The sequence below is a fragment of the Pseudomonas sp. CCI3.1 genome (assembly GCF_034313985.1).
Taxonomy (GTDB): Bacteria; Pseudomonadota; Gammaproteobacteria; order Pseudomonadales; family Pseudomonadaceae; genus Aquipseudomonas; species Aquipseudomonas psychrophila.
This window is the reverse complement of the sequence record NZ_JAVIWO010000001.1, coordinates 1337369-1353415: the sequence shown is the minus strand read 5'-3', so window position 1 is coordinate 1353415 and position 16047 is coordinate 1337369. Positions and strand designations below refer to the sequence as shown.

Sequence of the window (16047 nt, the reverse complement as noted above, 5' to 3'; positions counted from 1 at the left end):
TAAAAGCCTCATGGGCAAGTAAGAAGGGGCGCAGCTTACCTGAAAACAGGCAGACGAAAAAAAACCGGCGATAAACGCCGGTCTTTTTCGGGACGCCAGTTACTTGATCAAGCTGAGAAACTCGCTACGGGTGGCGGCGTTTTCGCGGAACTCACCCAGCATCACCGATGTGATCATCGACGAGTTTTGCTTCTCGACACCGCGCATCATCATGCACATGTGTTTGGCTTCAATCACCACGGCAACGCCCAGGGCGCCGGTGACTTGCATCACTGCGTCGGCGATCTGGCGGCTCAGGTTTTCCTGGATCTGCAGGCGGCGGGCGTACATGTCGACAATGCGCGCCACTTTAGACAGCCCCAGCACTTTGCCGCTCGGAATGTAAGCAACGTGGGCCTTGCCGATAAACGGCAGCAGGTGGTGTTCACACAGCGAGTACAACTCGATGTCTTTCACCAGCACCATTTCGCTGTTGTCAGAGCTGAACAAGGCACCATTGGTGACTTCTTCGAGAGTTTGTTCATAGCCACGGCACAGGTACTGCATGGCTTTGGCTGCACGCTTTGGCGTATCCAGCAGGCCTTCACGGGAAACGTCTTCGCCGAGTTGACCGAGGATGGCGGTGTAGTTTTGTTCCAATGTCACAGGGCTATATTCCATGCGGGTTTCATAGTGGCACCTCGTCGGGTCGTGCCAATTTTGTACCAATCTTGCTGTTTTCGAGTTTCCCGAGCTCGCTCCAGTCTGTGCTGGAAATGAGCCATTTAGCATACGTTGAATGCAACATTTGTACGCTGTGACTTAGCTGATTGGCGATAAACGCAGGGTTCATGCCTGCCATGAGGCACATGGTAGCGTAGGAATGGCGGCAGTTGTATTGTCAGCGCACTCTGATGGTCAGTTTTGATGGCGCTTCTTGAAAAATAAGCGTGATTCGGTCGAGTGCAGGCTCAATACATTATCGGGATCAGGCCTGCGCGAATCGAGGGCTGACCCCGCTGGAGGCCTGCGAGGGCGTGTTCATCCAGCCGCCTTTACAGCGTCAGGGCGTGGGTCCTGGCCTGGACCACGGCGTGTATCACCTGGGAAACACTGGCCATATCCTCATTGCTTAATATATCGAGGGTTTTGAGCGCTTCGCTAAAGCCTTCTGCGCGCTCACTTGCCAAGCGTACTTGCAGGCTGTTCCGGGCGCTATTGATAGCCTTTAGTTGACGGTGTAAACCGACCCTCACCGCGTCCGGCATGCAAATAGTGATAAAGGAGCCAAAACCTTTGCTGTAGCGTATGTTCATCGCTTTAGAGACTCAATCCATGTGATTTTAAAGCCAGCGCTAACTGTGTTCTGTTGGAGGCGCCTGTTAAGTTCAGTATTTGTGAGATATAGAGCTTTACGGTATTTGGCGTAATGCCCATGTCGCAGGCGATTTCGTAGTTTGTTTTACCTTCGCTGACAAGGTGTGCCGCTTGCAGTTGGCGAGGGGATAACTTGCTGAATAGAAATTTTTTATAATCAGCTTGTTCGGTATTTGATGAGCTTTTAGTGTTCTTTACACGGGTGGGGTGTGTTTTTTTTATATCGCTGTGTATGTCGCTTATGGAATTTATCAAGCCTTGCAAGCGCCTGCTCAAGGCGTCGGTGCTTTGATTATGTGTGGCGCTTTCTGTTTGCTTTTCTTCCAGTTTTTTTAGCGTTTGAAGCAGCGAGTCGGGGTTGACAGGTTTTTGATGGTAGTCGGAGAAACCTTCCCGCAGAGCGCGGACCAAATCCTGTTTTTCGCCCTGGGCACTCAGCAGGACGGCATCGAAGACGCGATGCTTCTTGGAGTATTGCTTGAGCTTCTGGATGAGCTCTATTCCATCGAAACCGGGCATCAACAAGTCGCACACCACCAAGGCGATCGACGGGTCCTCGTTGAACAGGTCAATGGCTTGGCGGCTGCTGTAGCTGGGAATACAGGCGAAACCATTACTCTCAAGAAACTCACACATCTCTTCAACGATAAGCGGCTGGTCGTCGACAACTAATATGCGTGTTTTGGGAGGTCGTGGAGTCACAAAAAGTTATCCATGTGTGGAGGGCTAAAGCAGCGCCGAATACCCCGTATTATCCAGCAGGTTTAAAGGGGAGGGTAGCCATACTTTTTGTATAGTTAGTTAGTTTGAAACCCATAAAGTTAAGCGGGTAACTTAAGGGTGCCGTAAAACGCTACAGCCAGCCTCGACCACGAGCTCACGAAGTTTTAGTGTGTGCGAGGAGAGTGCCACTGAACTAAGGGGTTATTGAGCAGTTGGAGGGCTGCTCGATATGACGGCTTTGCCTGGAGCGAAGCGGGTTCTACACCCATGCCGGGTTTATTGCTCGTCGCGGCCTTCCATCATGGTGCGTTTGAGCATGACATACACCGCGCCGGCACCCCCATGCTTGGCCTGGCAGGAGCAGAACCCTAGCACCTGTGAGTGTTGACGCAGCCACGTATTGACGTGACTTTTGATCATCGGGCGCTTGCCGTCCAGACGCACAGCCTTGCCGTGGGTGACGCGCACGCAACGTACTTCTAGCCGGGTGGCTTCGCTGAGGAACTCCCAAAGGGTTTCGCGGGCTTTTTCGACAGTCATGCCATGCAGGTCAAGGCTGCCCTCAAAGCTGATCTGGCCCAGCTTGAGCTTGCGCATCTGGCTTTCTTGCACGCCGTCACGGGCCCAGCTCAGTTGATCTTCGGGGCCGACATCAATCACGAATTGGTCTGACAGGCCGTCGATGATGGTCGCATTGGTTCGCACAGTGGCTGACTGACGCAGTTTTGCCAGCTGTGCACGATCAGCTTTGGGTTTACCGGTGTCCGCTCGATCATGCTTGATCGGTTTAACGCCGCGGATCTCGTTTTTGAACAGGGAAAAGTCGTCGTCTTGCATGTCAGCCTCCGTGAAGGGCGGCTAGTTTACCCAAGTCGACGACCATCGGGCGGCGGATATGCTTCAGTCGTGCTTTTTCATGAGGTGTGGAGCCATGTTCAGCCCAAACGGTTTTCGCATCAGGCGCCGACGGCGACGCCACATCCAGATCCCTAGCCAGCAGATCAGCATGCCCGTCACCAGCACCAGCGATGCACCAGCGGGGCTGGCATTGAGCTCGCCCAAGGCATCTGGATGGCCAATCAGGCTGGTAGCCCCCGCCACAAACATTAGTGCGCCAAGCAGCGCCAGCAGCGCCGCAAACATCAGAACCAGGCGCGAGCGCCAATCACTGTGGGCCTTGGGGCGTAAGCGTCGAGCATCAAAACCATCGGAGATCTTCATTCCGATCTTTCCTTAAAGGGTATCGGCCCTTCGACAGGGACTTGGGCAGGTTGTTCCTGGGAGGGGTGAAATAGGAAGCTGCGTGCAGGTGGAAGGCGTTTATTGATGGGCGGTTGGAGAGACCGCCCGTCAGAAGCCGATTCAGATCAAATCAGGTTTTTGGTCAGGGTCAGGGTGGCGAAGTTGTCGTTCATGATCGCCATCTCGGCTTTCTGAACGAGCTCTGCACTGATAATGCCGTCCGGGGTAGGCAGGTCTCGGGTGGCGCAGGCATCTTCGACCAGGGTGCAGCGCAGGCCATAGTCCTTGGCTGCACGCACGGTGGTGCTGACGCTGGAATGGCTCATGAAGCCGCAGACGATCACATCCAGAGAACCCAGGTTTTCCAGTGCCTTTTGCAGACCCGTGTCATTGAAGGCGTTAGGCATGCGCTTTTCGATAATCAGTTCATCGCCCTGGGGCTCCAGGCCCTTGATGAACGCGCCGCGCTCGCCCTGAGGGTCGAACATGCCGCCAACGGTGCCCAGGTGACGGATATGAATCACCGGGCGCTTGGCCTTGCGGGCAGCCTCCAGCAAAAGTGCGATGTTGGCGGTGGCAGCGTCCATCCCGGACAAGGCCAATGGCCCGTTCAGGTATTCATTTTGCGCATCGATGATCAGCAGGCTGGCATTGCTCAGATTGGCCGCGGCATAACCACGTCCAGTGAGTTGAAACATCGTCTTTAAAGCGGGCATTCGGGGGCTCCTTTGAATGGGGCTTTTGCGACATTCTCCACTGGCGGAGCGTTTATGTGAATGGCCTGTCGTGTAAGCGGTGTGGTTGCTGGCCTGTAGCGATGTCAAGGGGTAAGGCAAGAACCGGAAAATGTACAAATTGGAGCGATTTCATGTTTTTCCGGGACGCGTTCTGACGTTTTAAAACAGCGTTGCGTGTAAGCGTAAGGCACAACTTTGGCGCGTCGGAGTTTGGCTGTTAGAATCGCCAATCGATTTTGAGGAGTAAGACCATTGATCACTTCCCGCCTGCGCACTTTGCGCGACCATATTCGCTGGGCCGTTAGCCACTTTCATGGGGAAGAGCTGTTCTTTGGTCATGGCACCGACAACGCGTGGGACGAAGCCCGTCAATTGGTGTTGGGTGCGTTGAACCTGCCCTGGGAAATTGCGGACAGTTACCTCGATTGCCGTCTTGAAGACGATGAGCTGGTCAACCTGCAACACTTGCTCAAGCGCCGTATCGAAGAGCGCGTGCCGACGGCCTATTTGTTGGGCGAGGCGTGGTTCTGCGGCATGTCGTTCATCGTGGATGAGCGTGTACTGATTCCGCGCTCGCCCATTGGCGAGCTGATCGAAAAACGTTTTGAGCCATGGCTGGCACAAGAGCCTGCGCGCATTCTTGACCTGTGCACCGGGTCGGGGTGTATCGGCATCGCGTGTGCCTATGAGTTCCAGAACGCCGAAGTGGTGTTGGCTGACTTGTCCTTTGAAGCCCTTGAAGTGGCTAATCAGAATATTGAGCGTCACGGCGTTGACGAGCGCGTCTATACCGTTCAGGGCGATGGCTTTGATGGCTTGCCGGGGCAACGCTTCGACTTGATCGTGTCCAACCCGCCGTATGTCGATGCTGAAGATTTTGCCGACATGCCTGCCGAATATCAGCATGAACCTGAGCTGGGTCTGGCCTGCGGCGACGATGGTCTGAACCTGGTACGTCGGATGCTGGCCGAGGCGGGTGACCACCTGACCGAAAAAGGCCTGCTGATTGTTGAAGTGGGCAATAGCCAGGTTCACGTTGAGTCGCTGTACCCGGAAGTCGATTTTGCCTGGCTAGAGTTCGAGCGTGGGGGGCACGGCGTGTTCATGCTGACCGCCGAGCAGTGCCGCGAGCATCAGGCGCTGTTTGCTTCGCGGATCTGATGGCTGATGCAGATACGCAGCGTGGGAGCGACCCTGCTCGCTCCCATGGTTGAAGTCTTTCTGTAGCCGTTGTGTTAACGGTGTGTCGCAATCCAGATCAACAAGCCTGCCTGGAACACTGAAAAGGCCACCAGGCAGGTAATGGTAAAGCGCAACCCGGTCTCTTCGCGCCGGAACCTGCTGAGCTTTTCATCCTTGTCCCGCAACTTGACGTCCTGCTCCTGCAGATTCTGTTCGGCCTGCTGCAGCATGTGTGCGGCATCGAGCACTTCCAGGAACTGAAGTTTCTCGACGTTCCAGCTGTCCAGTATTTCGCCTGCCTGGACGTCTTCGATGCGCGCTTTCAGAAACTGGGCGTCGGCATACACCACATCAAACCCATGCACGCGCAAAAAATGGTCGCGGCGCAGGCGGCTGTCTTCGTTCAGGGCATCCCTGCTGGGCAGGTCGGTCCCGTCAATGCGGTAGTGTGACCACTTTTTTTGCACCCATTGAGCGGCTTGAGCCAGCAGAAAACGGCCAATACCGCGGTTCAAGGGTTCAACCTGCAGGCCGCGTTCGGGGCTCAAACGCACACGGTGAGTGACGTGGTCGACCCACACGTCGAGATGGTTTTGCTCATTGCGCACCCGTTGGCCGGGCAAGGTGACAGTCAGGCGCAGGAGGCTGAGTTCTTTGCTGCTGCGCTCGGCATACCCGAACTGCACAAAACGCAGGGGCCGCGCCCCGGTGCTGCGGTCAGTTTGCAGGGGGGCGAGGCGCAGCATCCTGAAATGCTCGGGCTGCACGTCAGCCCAAGGCAGGGGCGGTGCCTCGGGCACTGCCGGTGCTTCAGGCCCGGCGGGGTGTGATGGGGTGTCGCTCATAGCGGCTCAGTCCTGTGCTAGCCCGAAATGTCAGCAAAGCAAAGGCGGCCGACACCGGTTTATCGGCCGTTATGCGCAGGACTGTAGGGCTGGCCAGCGTTCACTTTCGTGATAAAGCGCACAGTTCGATCCCCCAGTTCGCCAGCCAGACGCTGATTGGGGTCGTTGTAGGATTGTATCTGGCGCTTCATGTCCATCGGTACGATGCGCATCACGTGGTTCATGCCATTGATCAGCGTGAGGACGGCATCGGGCTTGGCCGCCTTGAGCAGGCGTGCATCCTTGACCTCGACCTGAATATCGTGAGTGCCTTGAATGATCAGTGCCGGCATTTTCAGTGCAGCAAAGGCAGTCGCAGGGTTGTAGCGCAGAAGGCTGATCATGTAAGGCTGGACGCTGGGACGAAACACCAGTTGCAGGTCGTTGGGTACATTGTCGTCGGTGCGACCGGCTTCAAGTGTACTGATCAACTCAAAACTGCGTTTGAGCAGCGCAGGTGGCAGGTGATTGCGTTGCAACTGTTCGCGCAACAATACGCCCACCGGGCGTCCCGTCCCCGCAATGGAAATCACCCCGGCGGCGCCAATTCTGGGGGCTGCCAGGCTTGCGATCAGCGCGCCCTCACTGTGTCCGAGCACAAACACCTTGCCAAAGCGCGGATCGCTTTTGAGCTTCTCGCCCCAGGCCACCGCGTCGGTGACATATTGATCAAGGTTCAACTGTCGTTCGTCAGGCCCGGCTGGTCGGCTTTGAGCAATGCCACGCTTGTCGAAACGCACGCTGGCGATATTGCTCTGGGCCAGGCGCCATGCCAGTTTTTTCAGGGCGTCATTGCGCCCGCCTAGGGGGTTGTTGCCGTCGCGGTCAGTGGGGCCGGAGCCTGCGATGATCAATACCACGGGGACAGGTTTGTCGCTCTTGGGCAACACCAGCGAGCCATACAGCGTGCCGGAGCCGGTATCCAGCTCAATGGGTCGCAGCAAGACATTGGAGGGGGGGGCTGCCAGGGCCTGGGAGCCAAAGCCAAGCAGGGTCAGTGCAAAAAAGAGTATTCGCAGCATCATAGCGCCATCATTGTCTAGTGTGCCGGTTGGACAAACCCGGATGAGTAAGGTTCGAGGATGAACTACGGAGGTAGCCTGCGTATACTGGCGCATTTGGTTATCTGGGATCTGTTCAACTTCTGTTGTGGCTGCAACAAGATTTGAACGGATTCCGGGCTGAATTTTATCGGCTGATTTTCGCGGAGCGCCCTGCATGTCCGGCAATACCTACGGCAAGCTGTTCACTGTCACCACCGCTGGCGAAAGCCATGGTCCGGCGTTGGTCGCCATTGTTGATGGCTGCCCGCCAGGGCTGGAGCTGTCCCTTGAAGACCTGCAGCGAGATCTGGATCGACGCAAGCCCGGCACCAGCCGTCATACCACCCAGCGTCAGGAAGCCGACGAAGTCGAAATCCTTTCCGGTGTGTTTGAAGGCCGCACCACGGGTTGCGCCATCGGCCTGTTGATCCGCAACACTGACCAGAAGTCCAAGGACTACTCGGCGATCAAGGATCTGTTCCGCCCGGCCCACGCCGATTACACCTACCACCATAAGTACGGCGAACGCGATTACCGCGGTGGCGGTCGCAGTTCGGCCCGTGAAACGGCGATGCGTGTGGCCGCAGGTGCAATTGCCAAAAAGTATCTGGCCACCCAGGGCATCGTGATTCGTGGCTACATGAGCCAGCTGGGCCCGATCGAAATCCCGTTCAAGACCTGGGACTCGGTCGAAGAAAACGCCTTTTTCAGTCCTGATCCAGACAAAGTGCCGGAGCTTGAGGCCTACATGGACCAACTGCGTCGTGACCAGGACTCGGTCGGTGCAAAAATCACCGTGGTCGCCGAGGGTGTGATTCCCGGTCTGGGCGAGCCGATTTTCGATCGCCTTGACGCCGAACTGGCCCATGCACTGATGAGCATCAACGCAGTCAAGGGCATCGAGATTGGTGCGGGCTTTGCCAGCGTTGCCCAGCGTGGCACCGAGCACCGCGACGAGATGACTCCCGAAGGCTTCCTCAGCAACAACGCGGGCGGCATTTTGGGCGGTATTTCGTCGGGTCAGCCGATCGTTGCGCATTTGGCTCTCAAACCAACATCGAGTATTACCACCCCGGGCCGCTCGATTGACGTGCATGGCAACCCGGTGGACGTGATCACAAAGGGCCGTCATGACCCGTGTGTCGGCATTCGTGCCACGCCGATTGCCGAAGCGATGATGGCCATCGTGCTGATGGACCATCTGCTGCGTCATCGAGGCCAAAATGCCGACGTGCGCGTAAGCACGCCTGTGCTGGGCCAGCTGTAATGCAGGGGCTGCTGAGCGCCATGGTCTGACGACCGTGGCGACTCTTCCTTACTGGCGACTGTCAGGGTTCTATCTCTTCTATTTCGCCTTGCTCGGTGCGACAGCGCCGTTTCTGGCGCTGTACTTCCATCATTTGGGCTTCTCCAGTGCGCGAATAGGCGAACTGGTGGCCATCCCGATGCTGATGCGCTGCGTGGCCCCCAATTTGTGGGGCTGGCTGGGGGACTACACTGGCCAGCGCCTGTTGATCGTGCGGTTGGGTGCGCTCTTTACCTTGCTCAGCTTTGCCCTGATTTTTGTCAGCCAGAGCTACGCCTGGCTGGCGCTGGTGATGGCGCTTCACGCTTTCTTCTGGCATGCCGTACTGCCGCAGTTCGAAGTCATCACCTTTGCCCATCTACGCGAGCAGCCCGAACGTTACAGTCAGATTCGCCTATGGGGTTCGATCGGTTTTATCCTCATCGTGGTGATTTTGGGACGTCTGTTTGAGTGGCTGAGCCTGGATATTTACCCGGTAGCGCTGATCGTGATCATGGGCGGCATCGTGTTGTGCAGCCTCTGGGTGCCGAACGCGCAACCTTCGAGTCAGGGTCGTGCAGCCATCGTCGGCGGCTTTTTAAAGCAATTGTGCAGCCCCGGTGTCCTGGCGTTTTATGCCTGTGTCGCGTTGATGCAAATGAGCCACGGACCGTATTACACCTTCCTGACCCTGCACCTTGAAGACCTGGGTTACAGTCGGGGAGTGATCGGTTTGCTCTGGGCCCTGGGAGTCGTCGCCGAAGTCCTGATGTTTTTGGGCATGCGCCGCATCCTGCTCAGGTTCTCGGTGCGTCGTGTGTTGATGTTCAGTTTCTTGCTGGCCGCATTGCGCTGGCTGTTGTTGGGCTCTTTTGCGGAGCACTTGTGGGTATTGCTGTTGGCGCAACTGCTGCATGCTGCCACGTTCGGCAGTTTTCATGCCTCGGCCATGACCTTTGTACAGCGCAGTTTCGGGCCGGGCCAGCAAGGGCAAGGACAGGCTTTGTACGCCACCCTGGCCGGGATTGGCGGCGCAGTGGGTGCGCTGTATTCCGGCTACAGCTGGAACACCCTGGGTCCCACGTTCACCTTTAGTATGGCAAGCGTCGCAGCGCTGACCGCAGCCGTTATCATTGCCACTCGATTGCAAGAGGACAGGCGTTAATCACTGTCCGTAACAGCCGAATGCACGCCCAAGTCAAGGAACCACATCCCATGAGCAGCCTGTCCGTTTATCACGTATCGAGCCCTGAATTACCCAACAAAGTGCTGACCCACTTTGAAGACATCGTTTCTACGCTGGCCGAGCAGGGTGTGCGTTTTGATCGTTTGCAAACCACGACACCGATCCGGCCGGGAGCCAGCGAGGACGAAGTGGTCCAGGCCTGCCGTGAATCGATTGATCGGCTTATGAGTGAACACGGTAGCGTCTGTATAGAGGTTGTCAGCGTCAACAGCGAACACCCGCAAAAAGCCGAGTTGCGCGCAGGGTTTATGAACGAGCATCGACATGGCGCTGATGAGGTACGTTTTTTTGCCGCCGGACGCGGACTGCTTGCGCTGCACATCGGCGATTACCTGTATGCGGTGCTGTGCGAGCGGAACGATGTGGTCTCGGTGCCTGCCGGCACTGCGCAATGGTTTGATATGGGTGAGCACCCGCACCTTGTTGCCATCAGGATGTACAGCAGCACGCAGGGCATGGTTGTGAATCCGACTGGGGCAGACATCGCCAGCCACTTCCCAGGTCTTGACGATTAGATCGTGCACCTGCCGGACACAACAAAAAGCCAGCAATCGCTGGCTTTTTTGCATCAGTCGTTCTGACTAGCGCGTGTGATAAGTCGGCAGTGCGAAGCGATGCTGGCTTTGCAGCAGCGAAATCGTCGGCAGTTCACTGGCGGTGCCGGCTAGATCGCGGCGAATGGCGCTGATGGCCCACGTCAGTTGTTCGGCGGTGTGCAATTGCGCGTATGAAATCGTGCGCTGAGTCTGTTTCCCGTCGCTGTCACACAGGGTCAACAACACGCCGCCATCTGGACGGGGTTTGACGGTAACTGTGTAGTTGGAGAACAACGATGCGAATTTTTCCTGAATCAGGCTCATGTGTTTGGCTCCATAGCTCTTGAAAGGCTTCTATGGAGGGGTAGTTGCAGTGATTGTGCCACTATTTTGGTTTTAAAAAACCCTTATTAATCAATGACATAAAATTTATTAAAAGTGAAGGTGTCGTGCAATTTGCATGAAGGGCCATCGTGCATCCTGCATTTTGCCCAGTTGATATGAGGCCTGAATCTGCGATTGATTGCTTCTATGGCCATGTTGAGAAAAAAAGGGATGACACCTTTGCTCTGTCTCAGGAAACTAGGTTTTTTTGTAGCGAAGGTGGAGCCTTACATGTCAGACAACAAGCCAGCAGATCAAGCCCGGCAGATGACCCCGGAAGAGGCCGCCGACTTTGCCGAGCAGGTGTTCAACAAAGCGCGCGACGGCGATGCTGCAATGTTGGCCGCCTTGCTGAGCAAGGGTTTGCCGGCTAACTTGCGCAACCATAAAGGCGATACTTTGCTGATGCTGGCCAGCTATCACGGGCACGCAGAGGCGGTCAAGGTGTTGCTTGAACACAATGCCGACCCCGAAATCCGCAATGACAACGGCCAAAGCCCGATTGCCGGTGCAGCTTTCAAGGGAGATCTGCAGATGGTCAAAACCTTGGTCGAGGGCGGCGCACAAGTTGAAGGTGCTTCGTTTGATGGCCGAACCGCACTGATGATGGCCGCCATGTTCAATCGCACCGAGATCATCGATTACCTGATCAGCAAGGGCGCTGACCCTAAAGCCAAGGATGCCAACGGCATTACTGCGCTGGATGCCGCCAAGACCATGGGCGCAACCGACGCCGTGGCTAAACTTGAGAAGCTGTTGGGCTGAATGCCCGTGAAGGGCGCAATTGTTATATCCTTCGCGCCCTTAAATTTCCCAGTGACAGGCCTCGCCCATGAAAACCACTCTCGTTGAACTCATCAGCAAAATCAGCTCTGGGTGCATGGGCGACGACGAAATCGCCACAATCGCTGACGAGGCGGCTCAAGCTTACGCTGATCAGGATGCGTTTCTGGCTGCCAATCCGGACATCAACTACGACGACAGCTTCCCTATCCCTCTGGGTGAGTGGGTAATTGTGGGTAGCTTGCCGGACACTGTTTTGTTCCAGGCAGATACCTACATGGACCTGTTTGCCCAGATCGTTGCTTCGTTTGGTCCGGACGTCGCGTTCAACATCAAACCCAAGCAGTTGGCCAAGACCGAGCCGCTGACGGCGCTGAACCGCATCCAGATCCAGATGGGCAGCATGAGCGCCGAGAAGGGTGGTTATGTGTTGTTAAACCTGAGCCAGCCGCTCGATGATGAGATTCAAGTGGTGCTGGTGTATGGCAATGACGTGCCTCGCGTGCTGGAGTTGTGTGCCGAAGCGGGTATCGCGGCAGCACCTTCGCTCGAAGCCTTGAAGGTTGCCGTGCACGTCTGAAGCTGTGCCGGTGCAATAAAAAGCGGAACCCTGGCTGCGGGTGACTATCCTATGTGCACACGTACTCACTCAGGAGCGTCATCATGGGTTCAACGTTTAATGGACTGATCGGTTTGATTATTTTGGCCCTGGATATCTGGGCCATTATCAACGTGCTTAAAAGTGGTGCCGGGACCGGGGCAAAAATCCTTTGGATCTTGCTGATTCTGTTGCTGCCGGTGTTGGGGCTGGTCATTTGGGCCATCGCCGGGCCGCGGGGGAATGTGCGCATTTAAGCAACTGGGTTATCAAGCCGCGGTGCCGACACTCAACGGCTGTGCAAAGACTGGAAAGGGCCTGATGGCCCTTTCTTATGTTTCAAGATGTGCTTTGAACGAAATTTTCACGGAATCTTTAAGACAATTCGCACGCAAATTATCGGCTACATAACTTGCAAACACCTCTAGCGCGGTGTTTTGCGGTGAGTGTCGGGCCAAATCCTGCTTAAAGAAGAGCGATGTACCAGTGGAAATCCACCGGTGATCATGCAACATTTGCCCCCCCAATGCGTGACCTCTCTGCCTGTGCCAACGCGCACGGGTGCCAAGGGTAGGGCAATGCTCAATAAAGCCACTTCAACATGAACCAATGGGTCCTAAAACGACATGGCAAACCCGGACGCCCCAAGTCAACAACATGCTGCTACGCGTGTGTTGCAACCGACCGTCAAATCGCATCTGGCGTTTACGCTGCTCTGTGCCTTGATCATGATGGTGATGTTCACCCTGCTGCGGGTGGCATTGCTGGTTTATAACCGGGAAATGATCCTCGATACCCCGGCCTCGACTTTCCTCGAAGCGTTCGCCAACGGCCTGCGTTTTGACTTGCGTATTGTCGTTTACTTCAGCATTCCATTGCTGTTGGCGCTGCTCAGTGCCAAGGCAATGACCATGCGCGGTGTATTGCGCTTCTGGCTGCTTGCTGCTTCCAGTCTGGCGCTGTTTTTGGGCCTGATGGAGATGGATTTCTACCGTGAATTCCATCAACGCCTTAACGGCCTGGTTTTCCAGTACGTTAAAGAAGACCCGAAAACCGTCATGAGCATGCTTTGGTACGGCTTCCCGGTAGTGCGCTACCTGTTGGCCTGGGCCGTTGGCACTGTCATTTTGTATTTCGCATTCCGTGGCGCAGACCGCATCACCCGTTCAAGCACTGCCTCGGGCGCCTCCCGCGCTGTTGCGCCGTGGTATGGCCGTGTAGCCGTGTTTATGGTGTTGTTGCTGGTGTGCGTGGTCGCGGCCCGTGGCACCCTGCGCCAGGGTCCTCCGCTGCGCTGGGGTGATGCCTACACAACTGATTCCAACTTCGCTAACCAATTGGGGCTCAACGGCTCTCTGTCGTTGATTGCTGCTGCCAAAAGCCGCTTCGGTGACGATCGCACCAATATCTGGAAGGCTACGCTGGAGCAACCGGTCGCTCAGCAGACCGTACGCGACATGCTGCTGACCGAGAACGACAAGCTGGTCGACCCGGATACTGCTCCTGTGCGCCGTGATACCACGCCGCCTGCGGAAAAAACCCTGCCGATCAAGAACGTCGTCGTGATCCTGATGGAAAGCTTCGCCGGTCACTCGGTGGGTGCCTTGGGTCGTCCGGGCAATATCACACCGTACTTCGACAACCTGGCGAAGGAAGGTTTGCTGTTCGAACGTTTCTTCTCCAACGGTACCCATACCCACCAAGGTATGTTCGCCACCATGGCCTGCTTCCCGAACCTGCCGGGTTTCGAATACCTGATGCAGACGCCCGAAGGCAGCCACAAGCTGTCCGGCCTGCCGGAATTGCTGAGTGCCCGTAAGTTCGATGACGTGTATGTCTACAACGGTGATTTTGCCTGGGACAACCAGTCAGGTTTCTTCAGCAACCAGGGCATGACTACTTTTGTGGGTCGTAACGATTTCGTTGACCCGGTGTTCTCGGACCCTACCTGGGGCGTGTCCGACCAGGACATGTTCAATCGTGGCCTCGAAGAGCTGAAAAAGCGTGAAGGTAAAGAGCCTTTCTATGCGCTGTTGCAAACCCTGTCCAACCACACGCCGTATGCCTTGCCTACGCCGTTGCCGGTTGAGCCGGTGACTGATCGCGGTTCGCTCAACGAGCATTTGACTGCGATGCGTTACTCGGACTGGGCATTGGGCCAGTTCTTCGAAAAAGCGCGTAAAGAGCCGTACTTCAAGGAAACCCTGTTTGTTGTGGTCGGTGACCACGGCTTCGGCAACGAACAGCAAATTTCCGAGATGGACCTAGGGCGCTTTAACGTACCCCTGCTGCTGATCGGGCCTGGTATTCAAGAGAAGTTTGGTGCCCGCAATGACACGGTGGGTACTCAGGTCGATATCGTTCCGACCATCATGGGTCGTCTGGGTGGCGAGTTCCGTCAGCAGTGTTGGGGGCGTGACCTGCTGACCCTGCCGGAAGGCGACAAGGGCAGCGGTGTGATCAAGCCGTCTGGCAGTGACCAGACCGTGGCGATCATCAGCGGCGACCATTTGCTGGTTCAGCCCAAGGATATGCCGGCCAAGGTTTGGCAGTACAAGCTGGGCGCCAATGCCGAAGCAAAAGTGGTAACCGATTCGCCTGAAGCGACCGAGCTCAAGCAAAAGCTCGAATCCTTCCTGCAAACCGCTACCAAGAGCCTGCTGGACAACACCGCAGGCGTGGCTGATCCGAAGTAATCAGCCGGGTAAATAAAAAAGAGGCCTCAGGGCCTCTTTTTTATTGTGTTGCTGGCGTCAGATCTTGCCGAGCAACAGCAATATCAACAGCACAACCAGTACTGTCCCGATAATCCCCGACGGACCATATCCCCAGCTTTTTGAGTGTGGGAATACCGGCAGTCCACCGACCAACAGCAAAATAAGAACGATCAGAAGAATCGTGGTCATGAGCATTTCCTTCTTGTTGTGTTGCACCAATATGCAGGTTTTGGGGCGCCGCTTGAGGAGCAAGGATGGGCAGTGCTTATAAAATCCGACTCAACTGACAGGCGAATAATTCAACTTTTATTCGCTTCAGTTGAAAAACACTTCCACCTTGATCGGCAGCAGACCCGCAGGTAGGGTGCGCGCTGCCTATCTGGAGACACACGCATGCTCAACTACGTATGGTTTTTTTTGGCAGCCTTGTTTGAAATTGCAGGCTGTTACGGATTTTGGATGTGGTTGCGCCAAGGCAAAAGTGCATGGTGGGCATTGCCGGCGATCGTGAGCCTGGTGCTATTTGCCTTGCTCTTGACCAAAGTCGAAGCGGCTTATGCCGGGCGAGCCTATGCCGCCTATGGCGGTATTTACATTGTTACGTCCATCGCCTGGCTGGCGGTCGTGGAACGTATTCGGCCGCTGGGGTCCGACTGGATTGGCGTAGGGTTGTGTGTGATCGGCGCAACTATCATCTTGCTGGGGCCGCGCTTTTCAAGCCCGTAAAAGGCTTGTTTGTCAGTTAGTCTGTAGGAGGTATCTGAGGAAGCAGTAGGCGTGCGCTGAATTCATTTGTAGGGATTGATGGGGTGTTTTACGCAGTGCAGTCTTTATGCCTACTCAGATCCTAGGATGACAGCCATGCAGATACTCACCCGTGCCGCAGGCGAGCGTATTTCAATCGGATCAGAAATAACGCTGAGCGTTATTGCCGTAAACGGTACTAACGTGCGCTTGGGGGTTGAGGCCCCCAAGGCCATCAGTGTTCATCGCGCTGAAATCTATAAGCGGATAAAAGATGGCAATGCCGGGCACCTGGCAGGTGGCGCGCTTGCAAAGGATTAATCAAAGAACTCTTTTGGCACGGCGTGCTTGGGCATCAGCTGGCACTGCTGGCTTTCGAGGTCGAAAAAAATGACGGCTTGCCCTTTGCTCAGCGCATGCCGGACACGCAGCACGCGGGTTTCCTGGGGTGTGTCATCGCCGTTGTCAGTACCATCACGGCTGACGAAATCTTCGATCAGACTCGTGAGGGTGTCGGGTTCAAGCTGGTCGTAGGGAATTAGCATGGTGCGGTCTCGCAAAAAGGCAGAATTGGGCGGCCAGTTACA

The 16047-nt window shown here is 55.8% G+C and carries 21 protein-coding genes; 10 read left to right on the top strand and 11 right to left on the bottom strand.

Going from position 1 to position 16047, the window contains the following annotated elements; all coding sequences use genetic code 11:
• Positions 1-99: 99 nt before the first annotated feature.
• The 6 genes from folE to RGV06_RS06110 all read right to left on the bottom strand — a co-directional run bounded on the left by folE (position 100) and on the right by RGV06_RS06110 (position 4037).
• Entirely contained in the window at positions 100-645 is a 546-nt protein-coding gene (gene folE, locus RGV06_RS06140; RefSeq protein WP_019826593.1) for a GTP cyclohydrolase I FolE, read from the bottom strand.
• A 389-nt stretch (positions 646-1034) separates the two neighbouring features.
• The gene (locus tag RGV06_RS06130) at positions 1035-1295 is read right to left on the bottom strand and encodes a hypothetical protein (protein ID WP_019826587.1); all 261 of its coding nucleotides are present in this window, start codon (positions 1293-1295) and stop codon (positions 1035-1037) included.
• Positions 1296-1299: 4 nt separating this feature from the next.
• On the bottom strand, positions 1300-2058 hold the full coding sequence (locus RGV06_RS06125; protein WP_019826585.1) for a response regulator transcription factor: 759 nt from the start codon (positions 2056-2058) through the stop codon (positions 1300-1302).
• Between the two features lie 297 nt (positions 2059-2355).
• A complete protein-coding gene (locus RGV06_RS06120; RefSeq protein ID WP_019826584.1) occupies positions 2356-2916 on the bottom strand; it encodes a Smr/MutS family protein in 561 nt (186 codons plus the stop codon).
• 63 nt (positions 2917-2979) lie between these two features.
• The gene (locus RGV06_RS06115; RefSeq protein ID WP_019826583.1) at positions 2980-3300 is read right to left on the bottom strand and encodes a hypothetical protein; all 321 of its coding nucleotides are present in this window, start codon (positions 3298-3300) and stop codon (positions 2980-2982) included.
• Between the two features lie 146 nt (positions 3301-3446).
• Positions 3447-4037 (bottom strand): cysteine hydrolase family protein, encoded by a 591-nt coding sequence (locus RGV06_RS06110; protein ID WP_019826582.1) that lies wholly within the window; start codon positions 4035-4037, stop codon positions 3447-3449.
• Positions 4038-4310: 273 nt separating this feature from the next.
• On the opposite strand from RGV06_RS06110, the gene prmB reads away from it, so the two are divergent.
• Positions 4311-5219, top strand: coding sequence for a 50S ribosomal protein L3 N(5)-glutamine methyltransferase (gene prmB, locus RGV06_RS06105; protein ID WP_019826581.1), 909 nt, complete (start codon positions 4311-4313; stop codon positions 5217-5219).
• Between the two features lie 74 nt (positions 5220-5293).
• Here the strand turns inward: prmB and RGV06_RS06100 are convergent, their stop codons facing one another.
• Both RGV06_RS06100 and RGV06_RS06095 read right to left on the bottom strand, forming a co-directional pair.
• Positions 5294-6085, bottom strand: coding sequence for a hypothetical protein (locus tag RGV06_RS06100; protein WP_019826580.1), 792 nt, complete (start codon positions 6083-6085; stop codon positions 5294-5296).
• Positions 6086-6144: 59 nt separating this feature from the next.
• Positions 6145-7149 carry an alpha/beta hydrolase gene (locus RGV06_RS06095; protein WP_019826579.1) on the bottom strand — a complete coding sequence of 335 codons (1005 nt, stop codon included), beginning with the start codon at positions 7147-7149 and terminating at the stop codon, positions 6145-6147.
• Positions 7150-7342: 193 nt separating this feature from the next.
• On the opposite strand from RGV06_RS06095, the gene aroC reads away from it, so the two are divergent.
• From aroC to RGV06_RS06080, 3 genes are read left to right on the top strand one after another with little or no spacing between them, the layout of a single operon-like run.
• The gene (aroC, locus tag RGV06_RS06090; protein ID WP_019826578.1) at positions 7343-8434 is read left to right on the top strand and encodes a chorismate synthase; all 1092 of its coding nucleotides are present in this window, start codon (positions 7343-7345) and stop codon (positions 8432-8434) included.
• A gap of 34 nt (positions 8435-8468) precedes the next feature.
• Positions 8469-9617: an MFS transporter gene (locus tag RGV06_RS06085; protein WP_322149634.1), complete on the top strand. Its 1149-nt coding sequence runs from the start codon at positions 8469-8471 to the stop codon at positions 9615-9617.
• A 50-nt stretch (positions 9618-9667) separates the two neighbouring features.
• Positions 9668-10213, top strand: a complete 546-nt coding sequence (locus tag RGV06_RS06080) for a 1,2-dihydroxy-3-keto-5-methylthiopentene dioxygenase (RefSeq protein ID WP_019826576.1) — start codon at positions 9668-9670, stop codon at positions 10211-10213.
• 66 nt (positions 10214-10279) lie between these two features.
• Here the strand turns inward: RGV06_RS06080 and RGV06_RS06075 are convergent, their stop codons facing one another.
• Entirely contained in the window at positions 10280-10558 is a 279-nt protein-coding gene (locus tag RGV06_RS06075) for a DUF3509 domain-containing protein (RefSeq protein ID WP_019826575.1), read from the bottom strand.
• 291 nt (positions 10559-10849) lie between these two features.
• Between RGV06_RS06075 and RGV06_RS06070 the strand changes: the two genes are divergently transcribed.
• From RGV06_RS06070 to RGV06_RS06055, 4 genes are all read left to right on the top strand, one after another.
• Positions 10850-11383, top strand: coding sequence for an ankyrin repeat domain-containing protein (locus tag RGV06_RS06070; protein WP_019826574.1), 534 nt, complete (start codon positions 10850-10852; stop codon positions 11381-11383).
• Between the two features lie 67 nt (positions 11384-11450).
• Positions 11451-11981 (top strand): hypothetical protein, encoded by a 531-nt coding sequence (locus tag RGV06_RS06065; protein WP_019826572.1) that lies wholly within the window; start codon positions 11451-11453, stop codon positions 11979-11981.
• Between the two features lie 83 nt (positions 11982-12064).
• Positions 12065-12256 (top strand): PLDc N-terminal domain-containing protein, encoded by a 192-nt coding sequence (locus RGV06_RS06060; protein ID WP_019826570.1) that lies wholly within the window; start codon positions 12065-12067, stop codon positions 12254-12256.
• Between the two features lie 369 nt (positions 12257-12625).
• Entirely contained in the window at positions 12626-14695 is a 2070-nt protein-coding gene (locus tag RGV06_RS06055) for an LTA synthase family protein (RefSeq protein ID WP_019826568.1), read from the top strand.
• A gap of 57 nt (positions 14696-14752) precedes the next feature.
• Here the strand turns inward: RGV06_RS06055 and RGV06_RS06050 are convergent, their stop codons facing one another.
• A complete protein-coding gene (locus tag RGV06_RS06050; RefSeq protein ID WP_088500097.1) occupies positions 14753-14911 on the bottom strand; it encodes a DUF3309 family protein in 159 nt (52 codons plus the stop codon).
• A 198-nt stretch (positions 14912-15109) separates the two neighbouring features.
• On the opposite strand from RGV06_RS06050, the gene RGV06_RS06045 reads away from it, so the two are divergent.
• Both RGV06_RS06045 and csrA read left to right on the top strand, forming a co-directional pair.
• Positions 15110-15442 (top strand): YnfA family protein, encoded by a 333-nt coding sequence (locus tag RGV06_RS06045; protein ID WP_019826565.1) that lies wholly within the window; start codon positions 15110-15112, stop codon positions 15440-15442.
• A gap of 135 nt (positions 15443-15577) precedes the next feature.
• Positions 15578-15781 (top strand): carbon storage regulator CsrA, encoded by a 204-nt coding sequence (csrA, locus tag RGV06_RS06040; protein ID WP_019826563.1) that lies wholly within the window; start codon positions 15578-15580, stop codon positions 15779-15781.
• On the opposite strand, the gene RGV06_RS06035 is transcribed toward csrA, so the two are convergent.
• The gene (locus RGV06_RS06035) at positions 15778-16005 is read right to left on the bottom strand and encodes a YheU family protein (RefSeq protein WP_019826561.1); all 228 of its coding nucleotides are present in this window, start codon (positions 16003-16005) and stop codon (positions 15778-15780) included. The two genes, csrA and RGV06_RS06035, sit on opposite strands and share 4 nt — an antisense overlap.
• Between the last annotated feature and the right edge of the window lie 42 nt (positions 16006-16047).